Consider the following 16,983-nt stretch of genomic DNA (forward strand, 5'->3'; position numbering starts at 1 on the left):
ATTTACCATTAGTGTTTAGTATGTTTAATTGTATTTTAAAATTATTAAAGTCTTTATATATTATTATAACAATTATCATGGACTATTAATGTCCATATGATATTTTTTCTAATTCCTATTTAAATTAATACCTACTCATTCCCTATAAACAATTCTCTCCTCTTCATCTACATAAGCGAATCCCCTCTTTATTGCAATGTAAATTCCATTTTCCATTGCTAACTTTACAGCAGAGCCTATGCGCTGATATCCCATCTTTTTATAGGTTTCTTTTATTAAGTCATCCTTTGAAAGACTTATTTGGTTTAAAAGCACTTCTTTTACACAGGAAGCCACTTCTTCTGGTGGTAAGTCCTCGGGATTTCTTCTATCCTTTTCATTTTTAGAAACACGGAATATATTGTATTCTTCCGAGTTCAAACCTTGAGGCCAATAGAAGTTTACCCCATTATAACAAGTTGAGCATAGAGACATTGTTTTAAATATATCCTCAAAGTATCTGTCAATTCTAGCTCCCATTCTAGATATCCCCCAAGCTTGGAGTACACGTTTACATAAAAGTGGCCTGCTTATTGGGCCTTCCACTTCTATGACTTTTAAAATCTGCTCAGATATTTTAGTAAAGTTCTCCCTTAGATAAAACTCCTCAGAATTACTAGAAATACACTCTAAATCTGCAACTTTATACTCTATACTCTCTTCTTCTAATTCTTCTTTTGGTTCTATCTCTATAATAGATTCAATTCTCTTAAAAGGTATTGCTCTCTCAACTGTATTTTTAAGCAGTTTGTTTTCCACTGTGTTACTCTCTGAACATTCTTTTATGCGAAGAAGAATTTTTTCAACCTGTGATTTTGAATCTTCAAACCAATCAAGCGACCATACTCTATGAATATTCCACCCAAGTTGCTTTAACACACTGTTTCTAAGTATTTCTCGATCTTTTGCCGTTTTAGAACTTGCATATGCATGTCCGTCACATACAATACCTAAAATATATTTTCCTGGTTCCTTAGGATCCACTACGCCTAAATCTATCTTATATCCAGAGGATCCTACATGAAGCTTTACTTTATATCCTAAGTCTTCCAATTCCTTCGCTATTTGATTTTCAATTCCTGCCTTTTTAATAAAGGTTTTGCTTCCCTTTCTCAAGGATAATATTTCTTTACCTTTTTCAGCATATTCTAAAAAAGCTTTAAGTCCCATAACCCCTTGAGCATTTGAACATGTTACATCTATCTGCTCATGTCTTAAGGTTGAAAATACCTTCATTTCATATCTGGCACGTGAAACAGCAACATTAAGTCTGCGCCATCCACCCTCTCTATTAAGTGGTCCAAAATTCAAGCTAACCTTTCCATTAATATCCGGTCCATATCCAACAGAAAATAAAATTACATCCCTTTCATCACCTTGAACATTTTCAAGATTTTTAATGAATATAGGTTCTGATAGCTGTAATGCTATATTTTCTATTTCTGGATTCTTTTTAAAGGCTTCATCTAATAAATCTTCAATTAAAGTCTGCTGTACAGAACTAAAGGTTACAACTCCTATACTTCTTTCTCTTAATTTATGATCACTTAATCTATTTATTATCTCATTTACAACTGCTTCAGCTTCAGCATGATTTTGCCTTGTTTTACCCCTATCGTAAAATCCATCAACTGAACACAGGGTTACACTAGAAACTAAGTCCTTAGGTGATGGAAAGGTTAGAAGATTATTTTCATAATACTCCACATTACTAAATGTAATTAGGCTTTCGTGCTTACTTCTATAGTGCCATAATAAATGTTCCTGTGGAAGACCAATAGCCAAACAATCATCCAAAATGCTCTCCAAGTCTTCTGTTGCAATGGCCTCCTCATCTTCTTCACTGCGATTTGTTGTAAAAAAACTAGTTGGCGGCATTTGATTAGGATCCCCTACTACAATTACCTCTTTCCCTCTAGCCATAGCCCCTATAGCCTCACAGGTTGGAATCTGCGATGCTTCATCAAAAATAACTATATCAAAGGGTGGGTTTTTAGGGTCTAAATATTGAGCAACTGAAATAGGACTCATAAGCATACATGGACATAAACGAGGAAGTAAGTTTGGAATTCCATCTATAAGCTTACGTATGGAGATACCTCTTCCATTGCTACGGATTGCACGCTGAAGTATTCCGGCTTCTGAACTTTGTGCAGCTTCTTTAGTGAAATTAGGTACCTTACTTACAAGTCGCACATAAATTTCCTCTCTCGTTAACTCCTCAAATCTTTCGCTAATAATATTAAATTTATTGATTTTTTCTTCAAATAAACTACTTGAAAACTCTTTCAAACTAGGACTTTTAGATATTACGTATTCACTACAAGCCTTATATATTCCTTGCTCAAAAGCTGGTGTTACTTCTTCACCTTTTAATTTACCTTCTTTATAAGGATTTAATAAAGGAGAAAGTCCTGCCTCCTCTGCCTTTTTATGAACTCTTAACCAAGTGCACCAATTACGTAAGTTGTCCATATTATTCTTCCATAGATTTATTTTGTAAAAAATAAACTCAAACCACGCCTTCTCCCTTGCCTTATTTTTCATCTCTTCATAATCTATTGATAATAATTGTGATAGTTCACCTTCTATGTTATCAATATCTTTTTTAAGTTTTATATGCTTCTGAAGATAATCGGTGTTTTTTTCAAGAAATAAACTTCTACCATCTGAAATAATGGATGCAAATTTTCCCCTTAAATCTTTAGCCTTAAGACTATCCTTATATAATAAAACAGTAAGTTTATTAATCTCTAAAATCCATTTACAACTTTGCGAAACCTCTTTCCATTTTGCCTCACCATCACACCATAACCTTCCTAAAAACTTTGATGCAAACTCTTCAGAATTCCTTACAATTTTTTCTTCTTCTCTATACTTAATTAAAGACTGAAGGTCATTCTCTATGGTCTCTTTATTTATATTTATGTTAGAATTAGCCATGGATTTCATTGTTTTTATAATACGGTTTTGCCCCAAAAGTTTTGGTAAAAACCACTGCATATTAAGCTTTTGCCACTCTGAAAGTGCTAATTCCCCATTAAAATTAAGTATAGTTTCTCTATACCTTAAAAGAACATTATCACGTAATTGGTCACGCATTTCTCCATGTCTTGCAATAACTTCAATTTTTGAGATATTATCCTCTAAATTATCCCCCTTAAGAAGTTCCACTGATATTTCAGGCATATCTAAAAATTGCTCACATATATTAAAAACTAAATCTATTTCATTAGAAGTTTTAGACCCTAATTCTATTTGTAAAATATCCAAGACTTTTAAAAATGTATTATTATATTGTTCCAGTTTTTCTTTATAATTATTTAAAATATTTGCTGCCTGAGTTTTAAGAGTTTTGGAATACTCCATACAATTCGAATCCTGCCATGGATTTTCATATGGATGTCCACATTCTTTCCCTGCTATACTTATTTCCTTTGCTAATTCTATCCACTCTGAAAAGTTTTCCTTTGTTAACTCCCTAATCTCCTCTTTCTTAAATATGACCACCTCTGGTGAATTTTTAACCTCTCCATATCTAGTTAAAACCTCATATAAAGATAATCCAAAACCTTGCTTTTCATGAAGTGCTGTTACATAAATATTTAGCTCTTCTCTGGTCTTTGCTAATTTTTCTGCTTCTATGTTCCATTCTTCTAAAGATTTTACCCTACCTACTTCCATAGCCTTTTTCAACTGGTTAAGTACAGCTTTTTTAGTACTTTTATTTGAATGAAGTTCCAAGCAGAAGGGCTCTAATCCAATACCTTCTAATCGTTTTTGTACTACAGTAAGGGCCGCCATTTTTTCTGCAACAAAAAGTACTCTTTTACCAGTCCCCAAAGCATTAGCTATAATATTTGTTATGGTTTGAGATTTTCCTGTTCCTGGAGGACCATGAAGAACAAAACTCTTTCCTTCACTAGAAGAAGCAATTGCAAGTTTTTGTGATGAATCTGCACTTATAGGTAAAAATAAATCCTTAGGATCATACTTTTCATCTAAGTTAAGCTCTTCAGAAAAAGAATCCTCTGGTACCCAAGTTAGCTTTCCCTCTAATAAGCTAGCAACTACCTTATTTTTAGCAAGCTCTTCAGCACGATTTCTTATATCATTCCACATTACAAATTGGCTAAAAGAAAACAGTCCAAGACAGGCTCCTTCAACTACATCCCATCTTGATTTATTCATAATAATATATCTAAAATCTGCAAATATTCTTTTTAAATCAATTCCGCTTTCATCTTTTGGAAGAGGATCCATACCCCCTATGCTAATTCCAAAATCTTGTCTAAGCATCTCTAGTAAAGTAATATTTATTTGAGGCTCTTCATCCCTAGCTCTTATAATAAATCCTGATTTAACAGACTTTCTAATAATTTCAATAGGGATAAGAACTATAGGAGCAAAGCGTGGTGCTCTACTAATATCAGATTCATACCATTTTAGCATACCCAATGCTAAGTAAAGTGTACTAGCCCCATTCTCCTCCATAGCAATTCTAGCCGAACGATATAACTTTGTTATTCTCTCCAAAAGTTCTCTATTATCTAAATCTGCACGAAGTCTTTTATGGTGAAATTCCTCTTTTAAAAGTTCCCTTAGAGGATTATTATTTATTGTATTTTCATATAATTCAGCTGCTCTTGGGGTATGTTCCCAATCGGAGGGTCTTTGTAATATTTCAAAATCTTCCCCATAAGCAAGGGCATCTTCAAGATCACTTAATTCTGTAGCTAGTATAGGAACACTGCTCCTGGTCATCCTAAAATTTAAAAGTGAATTTCTAAGACTAAGATCCAGAAGCCTTCGTTCCCACTGTTTTTGCTTTGTAATAGGAACAGCTTTAACCTCTACTGGTTTAGTAAATATCTCTATTTCTTCAGGAGCATCAGTATGTTCCCTTTTCAGTTCTTCTGTCTTAGATATTTCCCATCCCTTATTAGTTAAAACCCTCATAGGTAAAGGTCTAACCTGGCTTGCCCTTGCCCTTTTAATATCAACAAAACAATAAAACTTATCTATATCTATTAAATTAGCTTCAGCTAATTTAATAGCTTCCTCGAAACTAATATTCTTTCCCGTAGTTACAGCCGTTGATTCTATAATACATAAATCTTGAATTCCTAAGGCAATTCGCTTTGTAATTAGTGAAACATCATCTTGAATGCTTTCAGAAAAAGTTTCATTAATAAGCCATAGGCCCACAAAGGCATGCCCCTCAGTAAATATAACTAAGGGATTTAATCCAACAGCTTCTAAACATCCTGCATAAAGAACTGTTAAATCTAGACAATTCCCCATACGATTCTCTAATAGATTATCCGCAAGCCTGACTCTTTGTCCTATATCTTCAAAACTTGCAGGTGCAACACAATATGTAATATTAATAGCTTGCAATGCTGCATATATTGCAGCTGCCTGCAAACGAACCCTGTTAGGATCATTAGTTTGATATGCATCAAAGGAAGGGTTTCCACTCCATTTCCCTAAGATTACTGAGGCTTCTTTTAAAACCTTCATTACTTCAGGATGGTTAGGAGTTACGAAAGCTCCAACTATCTCTGGCAAAATCCCAAGACCACTCCACTCATCAAAGGCAAGAACATCTATTGAAAAAACCTCTTCACAAAAAATTTTTTCATCTTTTAATACTTTAATAAAAAGACTACCAGCCATTCTTTCTGTTAGTCCTGAAAGATAAGAGGGTGACAACTGAAAATTAATAACCCCTAAATCAATAGTTTCCCCGGCTGGCAATACTTCTAAATTCATTTCAAAAGGTATTGCAAATCCTGGTTCTGCCGTAATACTAACTTTAAGCCCCGAAATGTTTTTTTCAGAACTATTAGTTAGGCATAGATTTCTCACAATAGGTACATGATTTTGCTGCATAGCAAAATTGACCACCGGACTATAGTTACACTTACATTTAATTACCTCTTTTAGTTCCATTGAAGATATCAACTCCCCATTAATACTCTCTTTCAACTTCTTTCTACATGTAATTATAGCATTATTTGACAACCTTTGCAGTAAAATAATAAGGTATAATTTCTTTAATAGTATATGTACCCTAATATATAAATAATGCATAATATATATATAGTGTAAATTTAAACAGGAAGGTGAAGTAATGAAGAAATTTCTATCTTTTAGGGGTAAAATTACTGCAATTAATGATTTTTATACAAGTTCAAATGTAGAGCAATCAGGATGTTATAAATTAATTTCTGTAGAAAATGAATATGGAGCCTTAGTAAATTTTGTTGTATCACCAACTACTTACTTTGTGGATTATGTAAGAGTTAAAGTAGGTGATATGATCACTGGATTCTATGATGGAAATGCACCGGTTCCTCTTATTTTTCCACCACAATATAATGCCCTGGTTATGGCAAAAGATAATCCATATGAAAATGTAAAAGTAGATTTTTTTAATAAGGAATTGGTGAGTAGTGACAATACTTTAAAATTAAATATTGCCCCTTCTACTGAAATATTGCTCCAAAATAATCAGGTTTTTACTAAGAATCTGGGCAATAGAGATTTAATTGTGGTATATGGTCCTAGTACCAAAAGTATACCAGCCCAAACAACTCCATATAAAATTATTGTTATGTGTTAAATAAATTTAATAATTCCCACTAAATGAAACATGGTAAATCCCTTAGATTACATTTCTAAGGCATTTACCATATTTAGGATTAATTTATATTATTAAATTCTTCTCTAATTATTGAATAATACCTAAATTTTTGGTTAAACAATTCTATATCTTTTATATATTTCATTCCCAACTTTTTTATTACATTTTGAGAATCTTTATTGAGGGGTTTTGATAGGGCAATAATTTCTTTAATCCCTAAAGTATTAAATCCATATTCCAAAGAAGCTTTTGCTGCTTCAGTACCGTATCCTTTCCCTCTACCGTCTTTGCCTAAGGCATAAAGTATCTCTACCTTATCAAGGCTTAATATTTTATTAAGTCCACAGTGTCCTATAATTTTCCCTGTATTTATATCCTTAACACCCCAAGCACCATACTCATATTTCTTCCAATGTTCTATAAAGTATTCCATAAGAGCTTTACTCTCTTCAAAAGAATATCCTTTTCCCTTAGGCAACCATTTACCTATAGCATCTTCCTCCATTATCTTAAAATACTCTTTTAAATCATTTTCAATTTTAAATTGTTCTAAGCTTAATCTAGGAGTCCTAATTTCTATTGCTTTGCAATTGCTAATCATACGCAGCCCTCCTATAATGTGTAATACATTTCATATTGACATAATGGCTCTTTTACAAACCCTATATATGTTAAAAATCCTTCTATGCTTGAATTATTAGTAAAACTCATGGAAAGTTTTTTAGGTTTTATATGGCCAGTTACATTTTTAATAAGATTTAATGCTATATTTTTGCCATTATAATCTTTATGAACCCATATAAAATAAATTTTGCCATTAGGATCTATGGATAAAGCTCCTATTAAGTTATTTTCTACATAAGCGCCATAATGCTTAATATTGTTTAATTTAGCCATATAATCAAAGTCATTTTGCCAATTAATATGAACATATTTTATATTATCATTAATATTCTTTATGTCATTAAGGCTGATTTCCTTAATATGAGTTTCTAATCTTTCCTCATAGTTTATAGAATTTGGATTGTTGTGAGAGTAATATTTTATATCGTAAATTTTTTCATAACCCAAGTTCTCATAAAATTTAATGGCTCTATGATTACCTACAATAACCTCCAAAAATAATTGCTTGCAATTTTCACTTATAGCAAGTTCTTTATGCATTTCAAACAACTTTTGACTTATACCTTGTCCTCTATACTCAGGATGAATGCATAAAGCTCCACATCTTAAAGTTTTTAGTCCTTCATAAATTTTTATACCTCCTAAATTTAATCCTATAGGTTTTTCATCATCAAAGGTTATAAAAGAATATTGAAGTGAATTCCCCTCTGGACCAAAAAACCTTTTTTCAAAAAAATCCTTAGAGATTTCTGTCTTTATAATATAATCTGAAAATCCATCTGTAAAAGCTTTGTAAATCTGATCCATACTTACTTTATTGCAACATTTATAGTTTATCATTTTCATACCCCTTTACTATTTTTTTTAATACCATATCCAAATAATTTTCTACAACTTCCTCTGTTATGGGAACTGACATAACACTTGAAACAAAACCTATACCATCCATAGTGGCTAATATTATATAACAAATAGATTCTATGTTAGTATCTTCAAGAAACTCCCCTTTCTCCATACCCTCTTTTATTATTAAAGATAGATCTCTATAAAAAAGCTTATATCTATCTATGGATTTCTCTCTCATTTCAGGATTCCTAGATACAACTGACCAAAACTCAAAAGTAAACCTAGCCCCCTTAGAAGTATTATCATCAAACAATCCAGTTAAAGTCCACTTAATATACTTGATAATTTTTTCCTTATTGGAAATATCCTCATGAAATTCACATACAATTTTATGTCTTTTGTTAAATCTACTTTCGGCGATAGCTAAGAAAATCTCTTCCTTACTTTTAAAATAGTTATATACACCTCCTTTACTCATTCCCAAGGATTGAACTATATCATCCATAGTAGTTTCCGTATATCCTTTTTCTGCAAATAAATCAAAAGCATGTTGAATAATTTTTTCTTTCCTTAAATTCTTTTCTTTTTCACTTATCTTAGGCATGTTTCCTCCATCAAAAACGACTGGTCGGTCTTTTTTTATTTTATTATAAAATATCTTCTTCTCTATTACAATATATTTTTAATTAAATTATCACATTTTATTTTCAGTAACTTATAAAATTTTAATAATAGTATATAAACCCCTTTAAAAGCACATATTATTTTTAAAAGTCTTATTAAAAATTCTTTATTTTATATATACTTAAAATTCATATATTGGAGGTAATTAAAGTGTCTAAAAAAACTAAAGGACATCTATCACTTTTATTAATAATGTTTATTATTTTCTCTCCTTTCACAATAAAAGCTGAAACAAATGAAAAAAATAATGTACCTAATAATTCAATAGATGAAGTGCATCTTGTGCTCGATACGAGAAACATTAATGATATTCCTAAAAATTTTCGTAAATCTTCTGATTTAATAGACAATAAAAATTTAAATCTTTTGGGATTAAATAATTTAAACATCTCGGGAAGTGCTCAATTTTCTGAGTTTAATCTCCCATTAATAATAGATAAGCTGGATACAGCATTACCTAAAATTGTTATTGATTTAAGACAAGAATCTCATGGTTTTATTAATGGACTTCCAGTTAGCTTTCATAATTCAAAAAATAATGCTAACATGGGTTTAACAAGGGAGGAAGTATTATCTACTGAAGCCAAGGATTTAGCAAGTATTAAGCTGAATACCCCTATTTCTTTTTATAATCATCCAAATGAACCTATAATTCCTAAAAAAGTTCAAAGTGAAGAAGAACTTGTTAAGTCTAAATCTTTATCATATATTCGTATCCCTGTTACTGATGGGAAAATTCCTACTGATGATATGGTTGACTATTTCGTCCAAAGAGTTAAAACTCAACCTAAAGACACATGGCTTCACTTTCATTGTAAGGCAGGTATAGGCAGGACTACCACTTTTATGATTATGTATGATATGATGAAAAACTATAATAATGCTACAGCTGATGATATAATAAAAAGACAGTTAGCACTTGCAAACTTTGATGAATCTCATATTGAATCTTTTTATAAACATGAACGAATTAACTTTTTACAAAATTTTTATAAGTACTGCAAAGAAAATGGTGATACATTTACTGTTAAATGGAGTAATTGGAATAAAAATTTTAATACTAATAATGCTATTAATTTACATCCTACTACTTCTCCACATAAAAATACTTCTAAATATATAAAAAATTCTAAATTGTCTAAATTTCTATATGTTATTTTTCAAAATAAAATGACCCCTAGTGAAAGAACCATGATATCTTCTCTTCAAGGTATAGTTAACAATCATTGTTCTTCACAAATATATACCTTAAATTCTTCTCAACCAGATTATGAAATATGGCTAGATGATTTAAGGTATAATTATAAAATTCCTTATAAAGTCATTTCAAATCCATGACAATTATTGGACTTATATAAAGATTATATAGATGGATATGTTCTTTATAGCCAGAAAAATAAAAAAGATCCATCTATAAATAATGCCTGCTCTTTTGCCTCCTTAAATAATTGTCTTGTAATAGATGAAGCTATCCAACATAAATTATTAGTGCATGGTATTAAAAATTTAAAATATGATTGCAGAAATACAGATAAAAGCTGGGCTTATAATAACTTGTGGAATAATGGTTTAAACCATTCCCTAGTAATACAACTTTCCCCTGAAAAAGATTGCTCTTTAAGAGACTATGCTTTAATGACAAAATCTTTAGTATTCTATGAGGATAGTATAAATGATTCTTCCCTTAGAGAAAAGGTTTTTTCCTCCATGGACTCCAACTCTATTTGTCTGGGTTGGGGGCCAGATGAATTTAATAACGTGAGTATAGCCTCAAAATATGGTATAAGTTTAGTTGCTACAGATTGGTCTTATAATTTAACCGTTTTAAGTTCCTTTCCATCATTACCTATGCCTCAAGGCCACTCAACAGATATACCTAAAGAAAAGTCTGCTCATTATGTAACATTTATTATGTCTGATGGAGATAACCAACAATGGTATCTTGGAACTAACTATGGATCTTCTAATTGGTACGGCTCTCCTTATAGAGGGAAATTTAACTTAGGATGGTCCATAAGTCCATCTTTATATTACTTAGCTCCTACTGTTTTTAATTTATATTATAAAAATGCCATTCATGGTAATATTAAAGATTATTTTATAGTATCTCCCTCTGGAAATGGTTATGTCTATCCAAGTAAATTTAACAAAAAATATTTAAATGAATATCTTGAAACATTAAATAATTATATGGCACAAGTAGATGAAAAGTATGTTGCCATCATTGATGATAGTTCATTTTATAATAGTAAACTTTGGGATAAGTTTACTACAAAACCTAATATACAAGGATTATTTTATCTTGATTATCATAGGCATGATAACTATCATGGAAAAATTATATGGTCTAATAATAAGCCTATAGTATCTTGTAGAGATTTACTTTGGAAAGGACTAGAAAATGAAGATGATTTAATTACTAATATTAACGAAAGAGTAGCCTTAGGGCAAACAGATCCCTGTAATCCTAATAGTTATACCTTTGTCTATGTGCATGCTTGGAGTAAAAACATAAGTGATGTACAAAAGGTAGTAAATGTTATAACCAAAAATGAAAAGGTAAAAGTAGTTACCCCAGAAACATTTATGAAGCTTATAGAAAAGAATGTTAAGCATTAAATTGTTTTTTAAATTTAGTATTGTTACCATAAAATATTATTATACAAATTAGTAATTATACTAGTGTACTCAAGTTATTAAAAATAATTTTTATCTTATAGCATGGGGATGTAACATTAGGAATAAATACTACAATATATTATGCTAATTTTAAATTTGCAAATCAATATATTGTATATAAATTTCTTAGTGCAACATCCCCATTAAATTTATAATATGGAAACTTAACTTTAACTAACTTCGTTTTTATAAACCTATTTCTATTGATAGTCTAATAAGAGTTATGTAAATACTATATGTGATATCTAGATTAACTTTAAACTAAACTTATATTTAATGTTCCAGCATTTTTAAAATATTTGAAGTTAGTTTTCCATATTCAGGATTACCTCTATCCCTAGGTCTTTTCATATCTATATTTATAACTTCTTTTATTGTGCCAGGGTTTTTACCCATTACTATTATCTTATCTGAAAGATAAACTGCCTCATCAACACTATGAGTTACAAATAATATAGTCTTTTTATGTGCCTCCCAAATTTTTAATAACTCTTCTTGCAGAATTATACGTGTATGGGCATCTAAAGCACCAAAAGGCTCGTCCATAAGTAATACATCTGGATTATTAACTAAGGCTCTTGCTATAGCCACCCTTTGTTGCATACCACCGGATAACTCATAAGGATATGCTTTTTCAAAGTTTTCCATATTTATTAGCTTTAAATACTCCTTTGCCTTTTTTCTTCTTTCTTTTTTATCTACACCTTTAAATTCTAAACCTAAAGCTATATTATCTATTACTGTTCTCCATTGAAGAAGTGAATAATTTTGAAAAACCATCCCTATATCTGATGTAGGTTCAGTCAATTCCTTATCCCTATAAATCATTTCTCCTGAAGTGGCGCTTTCAAGATTGGCTATTATTCTGAGTAATGTAGATTTTCCACATCCTGAAGGGCCTACAATGCATATAAAATCATTTTCTTCAACAGATAGGTTTATATCTTCTAATGCTTTTACCTCAAATTTTTCTTTTGTTTTAAATGTCTTGCTTAATCTATGAATTTTAATACAGGTAGACATATAAATCCCTCCTATCTATCCTTTCCTTGCCATGAAAAATATTTATGTTCAATAAACCTAAATACTCCATCTAACAAAGCCCCCACTGCTCCAATACAAATCATTCCTGTAATAACTAAATCAGTTCTTGCTAATTCGTAAGCATGAGTAATTAAATATCCCACCCCTGACAAGCTTCCTGGTAACATTTCTGCTGCTACTAAACATGCCCATGCTATACCTAAGCCAGTTCTAAGTCCAGTAATTATGGTAGGTGCTGCTGCTGGAATTAATATTTTAAAGAATATATCTCTTTCCCTTGCGCCTAGAACTTTTGCAGATTCAACCAAGGTTTTTGGAACCGTACTAACTGCAAACATAGTATTAGTTACTACAGGGAAAAATGTTCCTAGAGCAATAATAAACATCATAGAAAACTTAAAATTATTCAAATAGGCTTGAAGTTGTCCACCTTCTACATTGAATACAGTAGATAAGCTAGAGACACCAAACCAAGCTAAAACCAATGGAACCCATGCTATAGGTGGAACTGGTCTAAACACATTTATAAAATTTGAGAATAAGTCATTAACTGTTTTCTTATAACCCATTAATACTCCTATAGGAAGCGCTACTAAAACCCCAACTATGTATCCTGATAATACCCTTATTAAACTAACTACTATATTCTTAGGTATGGAACCTAAGCCTATAAAATTATCTGTAGCATGTTTAAAGTTATTTAACACTTTACTCACAGGTGGCAAAATTATAGGGTTTTTAATCTTGTTTGAAATAATAATCCAAATTATTATAAATAGCATTGGCACTATAAGGCTCACAAAAGATCTTTTTAATCTTTCTTGCATTCTTATTCCCCCTCTTTAAAAAAGCTCTCCTATGCTGTCTCTGCAAGGAAAGCTTTAATATACTATTCTATAAATTTAAATTCAAAAGATTTTTCCTTTACTTCCTCAAAGGATTTTCCTTTTAACTCTCCATTAAATTTACCCATTTCATTTAGTGCCTTTACATAAACTTTTATGCCATTGTACCAATTATCTGAAGGCTTTATAAAATATTTAATTTCACACATTTTTATAGCATTTTCTGATACTCCAATTATATCTGATAATACTTTTGCTACTTCTTCTTTGTTTTCATTACAGAACTTAGCATCATTTCCAATAAGCTTAATCAATGCTTTAGTTACTTCAGGATATTTGTCTATAACTTCTTGCCTAGCTGCAACTGAACAGCATGGGAAGTCATCCCAAGAACCTGTTGGTGGAAAGTTTTTTAAGGTTAGAGCAATGTTTCCTACTCCTGTATCTTGTGCTGCTTCTGGATGATGTGATGGACCAACCCAAGCATCAACTTGTTTACTTGATAAAGATGGCAATAAGTTGTTAATTCCTTTTAAATCTACTAATATAACATTGGCAGTAGTATCATTAGGATCCTCTGTTACCTTTAATCCTTCTGTTCTTAAAACAGATTCCATTACTATTCTGGGAGCACTTACAGGTGAATGGTATCCTATTTTAATTGGTGTCTTAGAATCTTTTATATATTTTTTTATTTCTTCCCATGAGTTAAATTTCTTATCTGGAGGAAAAACTAAAGCAATTCCATTACTTTGAAATGGACTTATGATTTTTAGTGATGCTCCATTATCTACAGCACTTAGCACTGCTGTACTAGAACAAACTCCATAGTCTAAGTGATTTTGACTCATCATGTTAGCTGTTTCTGAACCACCCTTTGTAGGAATAAAGTTTAATACAGCTAATTTTTTATTATTTTCAATAAGCTCAAATTTATCCTTTGATAATACGTTTAAGTATACCCCTTGTTTCTTAAACTCCTCAGTTTTTTTGGTAAGAACATTTAGTGCTCCTGTATGTAATTCATTACCCCAAGAAATTGATAACTCTGGCACCTTAGCATTTTCTTCCTTTGAAACCTTTGAATTTACAGTTTGAGTTTCCTTTTTTGATGAATCATTACATCCTACTAGCATAGTTAAAGATAATAGTGCACAGGCAACTAATGCCATAACTTTATTTTTCATTATTTCACTTCCTTTATGTATATTATTAATTATTATTAATTACAATAGCTATTCTATTTAATTATACAAATTTTGTACAATATTAATTTTAAATAATAAGTTTACCATCTATTATGTTTTATTATGTAGAAAAATACGGATTTTTAATTTTCACCTTTAACAACACATACATAAGAACTCCCAAGGTAATAAAACATCCTTCTACCATTTAGTATGTGCCATGATGGATGCACAGATTAAAAAAGAACCTAAATTGGATTCTCGCTTAAAAACAAGTTATTAAAAGGTTATATAGAATATCTTATAAATACTCTCTATAAGCTTTGTTAAGATCTTATTGTAATAGAAATTTATAATAGATATACCTATTTTTATAGTTATTTAAAATTTGATTTAAGATTACAAATACATTACATTTATATTGTATTTTAGAAAATCAATACTATAAAATAATAGGGGGTTGTTATGCATAATATTACAGTTGAAAATATTATGTTTTCATATGATAAGGAGCTTATTCTTAAAAACATAAATATGAAAATTGAAGCCGGAGATTTTGTTTGTCTGCTAGGTCAATCTGGTTGTGGTAAAAGCACTTTTCTTAGATTGATGGCAGGTTTATCAAAACCAAATTCAGGTAATATTTTTATTGGAGATAAGCGCTTACAGGGAGCAAGTCTAGATAGGGGTGTGGTGTTTCAGGATTATAGCTTGTTTCCATGGTTAACTACAGGGAAGAATATTATAATTTCCTTACAACAAAAATTTAAAAATGAAAGTAAAAAAGAATTAAAAAAACGTGTCCTTTATTATTTAAACAAAGTGGGGCTTGATGAGGCAACATTTTACAAATATCCAAATGAACTTTCTGGAGGTATGCGACAGCGTTCTGCTATATGCCGTTCTTTTGCATTGGATCCTCCTATTTTACTTATGGACGAGCCATTCGGTGCTTTAGATGCTATTACTCGTGCTAAATTGCAAGATATGCTATTAGACCTCTGGCAGAAAGACAAAAAAAACAGAAAAACTATTATATTTGTTACTCATGATGTTGATGAAGCTTTATTTTTAGCTACAAAAATATTTGTCTTTGGCTCAAGTCCAAGCAAAATCATTTACACACATGCTTTTAAGGATAAGCAAAACCTTAACAGAGATTCTTTCTTTAAAAATGAGGAGATTTTAAAATTACGAAATGAACTTATCTATATTCTAAATAAAGATATAGAAGAAAAAATTAATCAGGGAGAGATTATAAAATGAAACAAAAAAATATTTATTTTGGCATATTTACGTTTATTATACTTATATCAATAGGAATTATGACTGCTTGTGGAAATAAAGAAACTACCACAATCAAACAAACTGAAACTAAACAAGCTGAAAAAAAACAAACTGAGAACAAAGATTTACATAAAATAAAAGTAGCATATAATCCGGGAACAGGAAATATATTAGGATTTATTGCTATGGATAAAGGTATTGCTGCAGAAGAAGGTATTGAAATAGATCTTGTCCCTTTCTCTAATTCAACAGATGCTCTAACAGCTCTTCAAGCAAAAAAAATTGATATAGCCGTTTCTTTTGGGACTGCTGCACCTCTTACATATGTTGCAAATGGTTCAGACTTTACAATATTTGGTGGATACCTTTCAGGTGGACATCCTGTTTATGCTTCTCCTAAATTCGAATATAAAGATTTAAAATCCTTTGTAGGTAAAAAAATTGCTACAGCAAGAATGTATACCCCAGATGTAGTATGGCGTGGTGCTATGATAGAAGCTGGTTATGATTTAAAAAAAGATGTAACTATTCTAGAATTTAAAAAACCAAGTGAGGTCCTAGAAGCTGTTAAATCTGGTAATGCAGATGTTGGAATAGGTACAAATTCCACTTATCTTCAGTCTGTGGAAGCAGGTTTAAAAACTGTTGCTTGGAGTAATGATTTTTGGGATCCTGTACATGTTTGCTGTAGACCTGTTGCAAATACATCCTGGATTAATGAAAACAAAGATACTGTAAAAGCATTTTTACGTTCGTATATACGTGCAGAAAAAATATTAAATGAAGATCCAGACTATGCAGTTAAGTTAAATATGAAATATCTTAAATTGGATGAGAAAAAATCAAAATCACTTTTACTTGAAACTAATCAAATTTTTGATACAGACCCTAAAAGTGATGGAATTCGTTATATGTGGAATCGTTTAGTGGATATGAAATATATTGATTCAACCAATATAGATGTAAATGATCATATTAATATCAAAATATACAAAGAAGCTTTAGATGAACTTACAGCTAAAAATCCTGAAGATTCCTTTTACAAAGAACTCCAAAAAAAGTTTACAGATAATAACTCCAAACATTAAAATTCTTTTAG

Annotated in this window: 10 protein-coding genes and 1 pseudogene; 4 read left to right on the forward strand and 7 right to left on the reverse strand. The window is 30.7% G+C overall.

Annotated features, from left to right (window positions below):
- Nucleotides 1-135: 135 nt before the first annotated feature.
- A complete protein-coding gene (locus FNZ64_RS13715; protein WP_185903798.1) occupies nt 136-6,066 on the reverse strand; it encodes a DUF3320 domain-containing protein in 5,931 nt (1,976 codons plus the stop codon).
- Nucleotides 6,067-6,175: 109 nt separating this feature from the next.
- Between FNZ64_RS13715 and FNZ64_RS13720 the strand changes: the two genes are divergently transcribed.
- Entirely contained in the window at nt 6,176-6,667 is a 492-nt protein-coding gene (locus FNZ64_RS13720) for a hypothetical protein (protein ID WP_142415572.1), read from the forward strand.
- 79 nt (nt 6,668-6,746) lie between these two features.
- Here the strand turns inward: FNZ64_RS13720 and FNZ64_RS13725 are convergent, their stop codons facing one another.
- From FNZ64_RS13725 to FNZ64_RS13735, 3 genes are read right to left on the reverse strand one after another with little or no spacing between them, the layout of a single operon-like run.
- Nucleotides 6,747-7,289: a GNAT family N-acetyltransferase gene (locus FNZ64_RS13725; RefSeq protein WP_142415573.1), complete on the reverse strand. Its 543-nt coding sequence runs from the start codon at nt 7,287-7,289 to the stop codon at nt 6,747-6,749.
- Nucleotides 7,290-7,300: 11 nt separating this feature from the next.
- A complete protein-coding gene (locus tag FNZ64_RS13730; protein ID WP_142415574.1) occupies nt 7,301-8,152 on the reverse strand; it encodes a GNAT family N-acetyltransferase in 852 nt (283 codons plus the stop codon).
- Nucleotides 8,139-8,762, reverse strand: a complete 624-nt coding sequence (locus FNZ64_RS13735; protein ID WP_142415575.1) for a TetR/AcrR family transcriptional regulator — start codon at nt 8,760-8,762, stop codon at nt 8,139-8,141. The genes FNZ64_RS13730 and FNZ64_RS13735 overlap by 14 nt, the downstream gene beginning before the upstream one ends.
- A gap of 230 nt (nt 8,763-8,992) precedes the next feature.
- Here FNZ64_RS13735 and FNZ64_RS13740 point away from each other — a divergent pair.
- A pseudogene (locus FNZ64_RS13740) lies at nt 8,993-11,461 on the forward strand (GxGYxYP domain-containing protein).
- Nucleotides 11,462-11,794: 333 nt separating this feature from the next.
- Here FNZ64_RS13740 and FNZ64_RS13745 read toward each other — a convergent pair.
- From FNZ64_RS13745 to FNZ64_RS13755, 3 genes are all read right to left on the reverse strand, one after another.
- A complete protein-coding gene (locus FNZ64_RS13745; protein ID WP_142415576.1) occupies nt 11,795-12,544 on the reverse strand; it encodes an ABC transporter ATP-binding protein in 750 nt (249 codons plus the stop codon).
- 11 nt (nt 12,545-12,555) lie between these two features.
- Entirely contained in the window at nt 12,556-13,392 is an 837-nt protein-coding gene (locus tag FNZ64_RS13750; protein WP_142415577.1) for an ABC transporter permease, read from the reverse strand.
- Between the two features lie 62 nt (nt 13,393-13,454).
- Nucleotides 13,455-14,597, reverse strand: a complete 1,143-nt coding sequence (locus tag FNZ64_RS13755) for an ABC transporter substrate-binding protein (RefSeq protein WP_142415578.1) — start codon at nt 14,595-14,597, stop codon at nt 13,455-13,457.
- Nucleotides 14,598-15,062: 465 nt separating this feature from the next.
- On the opposite strand from FNZ64_RS13755, the gene FNZ64_RS13760 reads away from it, so the two are divergent.
- Nucleotides 15,063-15,863 carry an ABC transporter ATP-binding protein gene (locus FNZ64_RS13760; protein ID WP_142415579.1) on the forward strand — a complete coding sequence of 267 codons (801 nt, stop codon included), beginning with the start codon at nt 15,063-15,065 and terminating at the stop codon, nt 15,861-15,863.
- On the forward strand, nt 15,860-16,972 hold the full coding sequence (locus tag FNZ64_RS13765; protein WP_142415580.1) for an ABC transporter substrate-binding protein: 1,113 nt from the start codon (nt 15,860-15,862) through the stop codon (nt 16,970-16,972). The genes FNZ64_RS13760 and FNZ64_RS13765 overlap by 4 nt, the downstream gene beginning before the upstream one ends.
- Nucleotides 16,973-16,983 lie beyond the last annotated feature (11 nt).

The sequence above is a fragment of the Hathewaya massiliensis genome, from assembly GCF_902143515.1.
In the GTDB taxonomy this organism is placed as follows: Bacteria; Bacillota; Clostridia; order Clostridiales; family Clostridiaceae; genus Hathewaya; species Hathewaya massiliensis.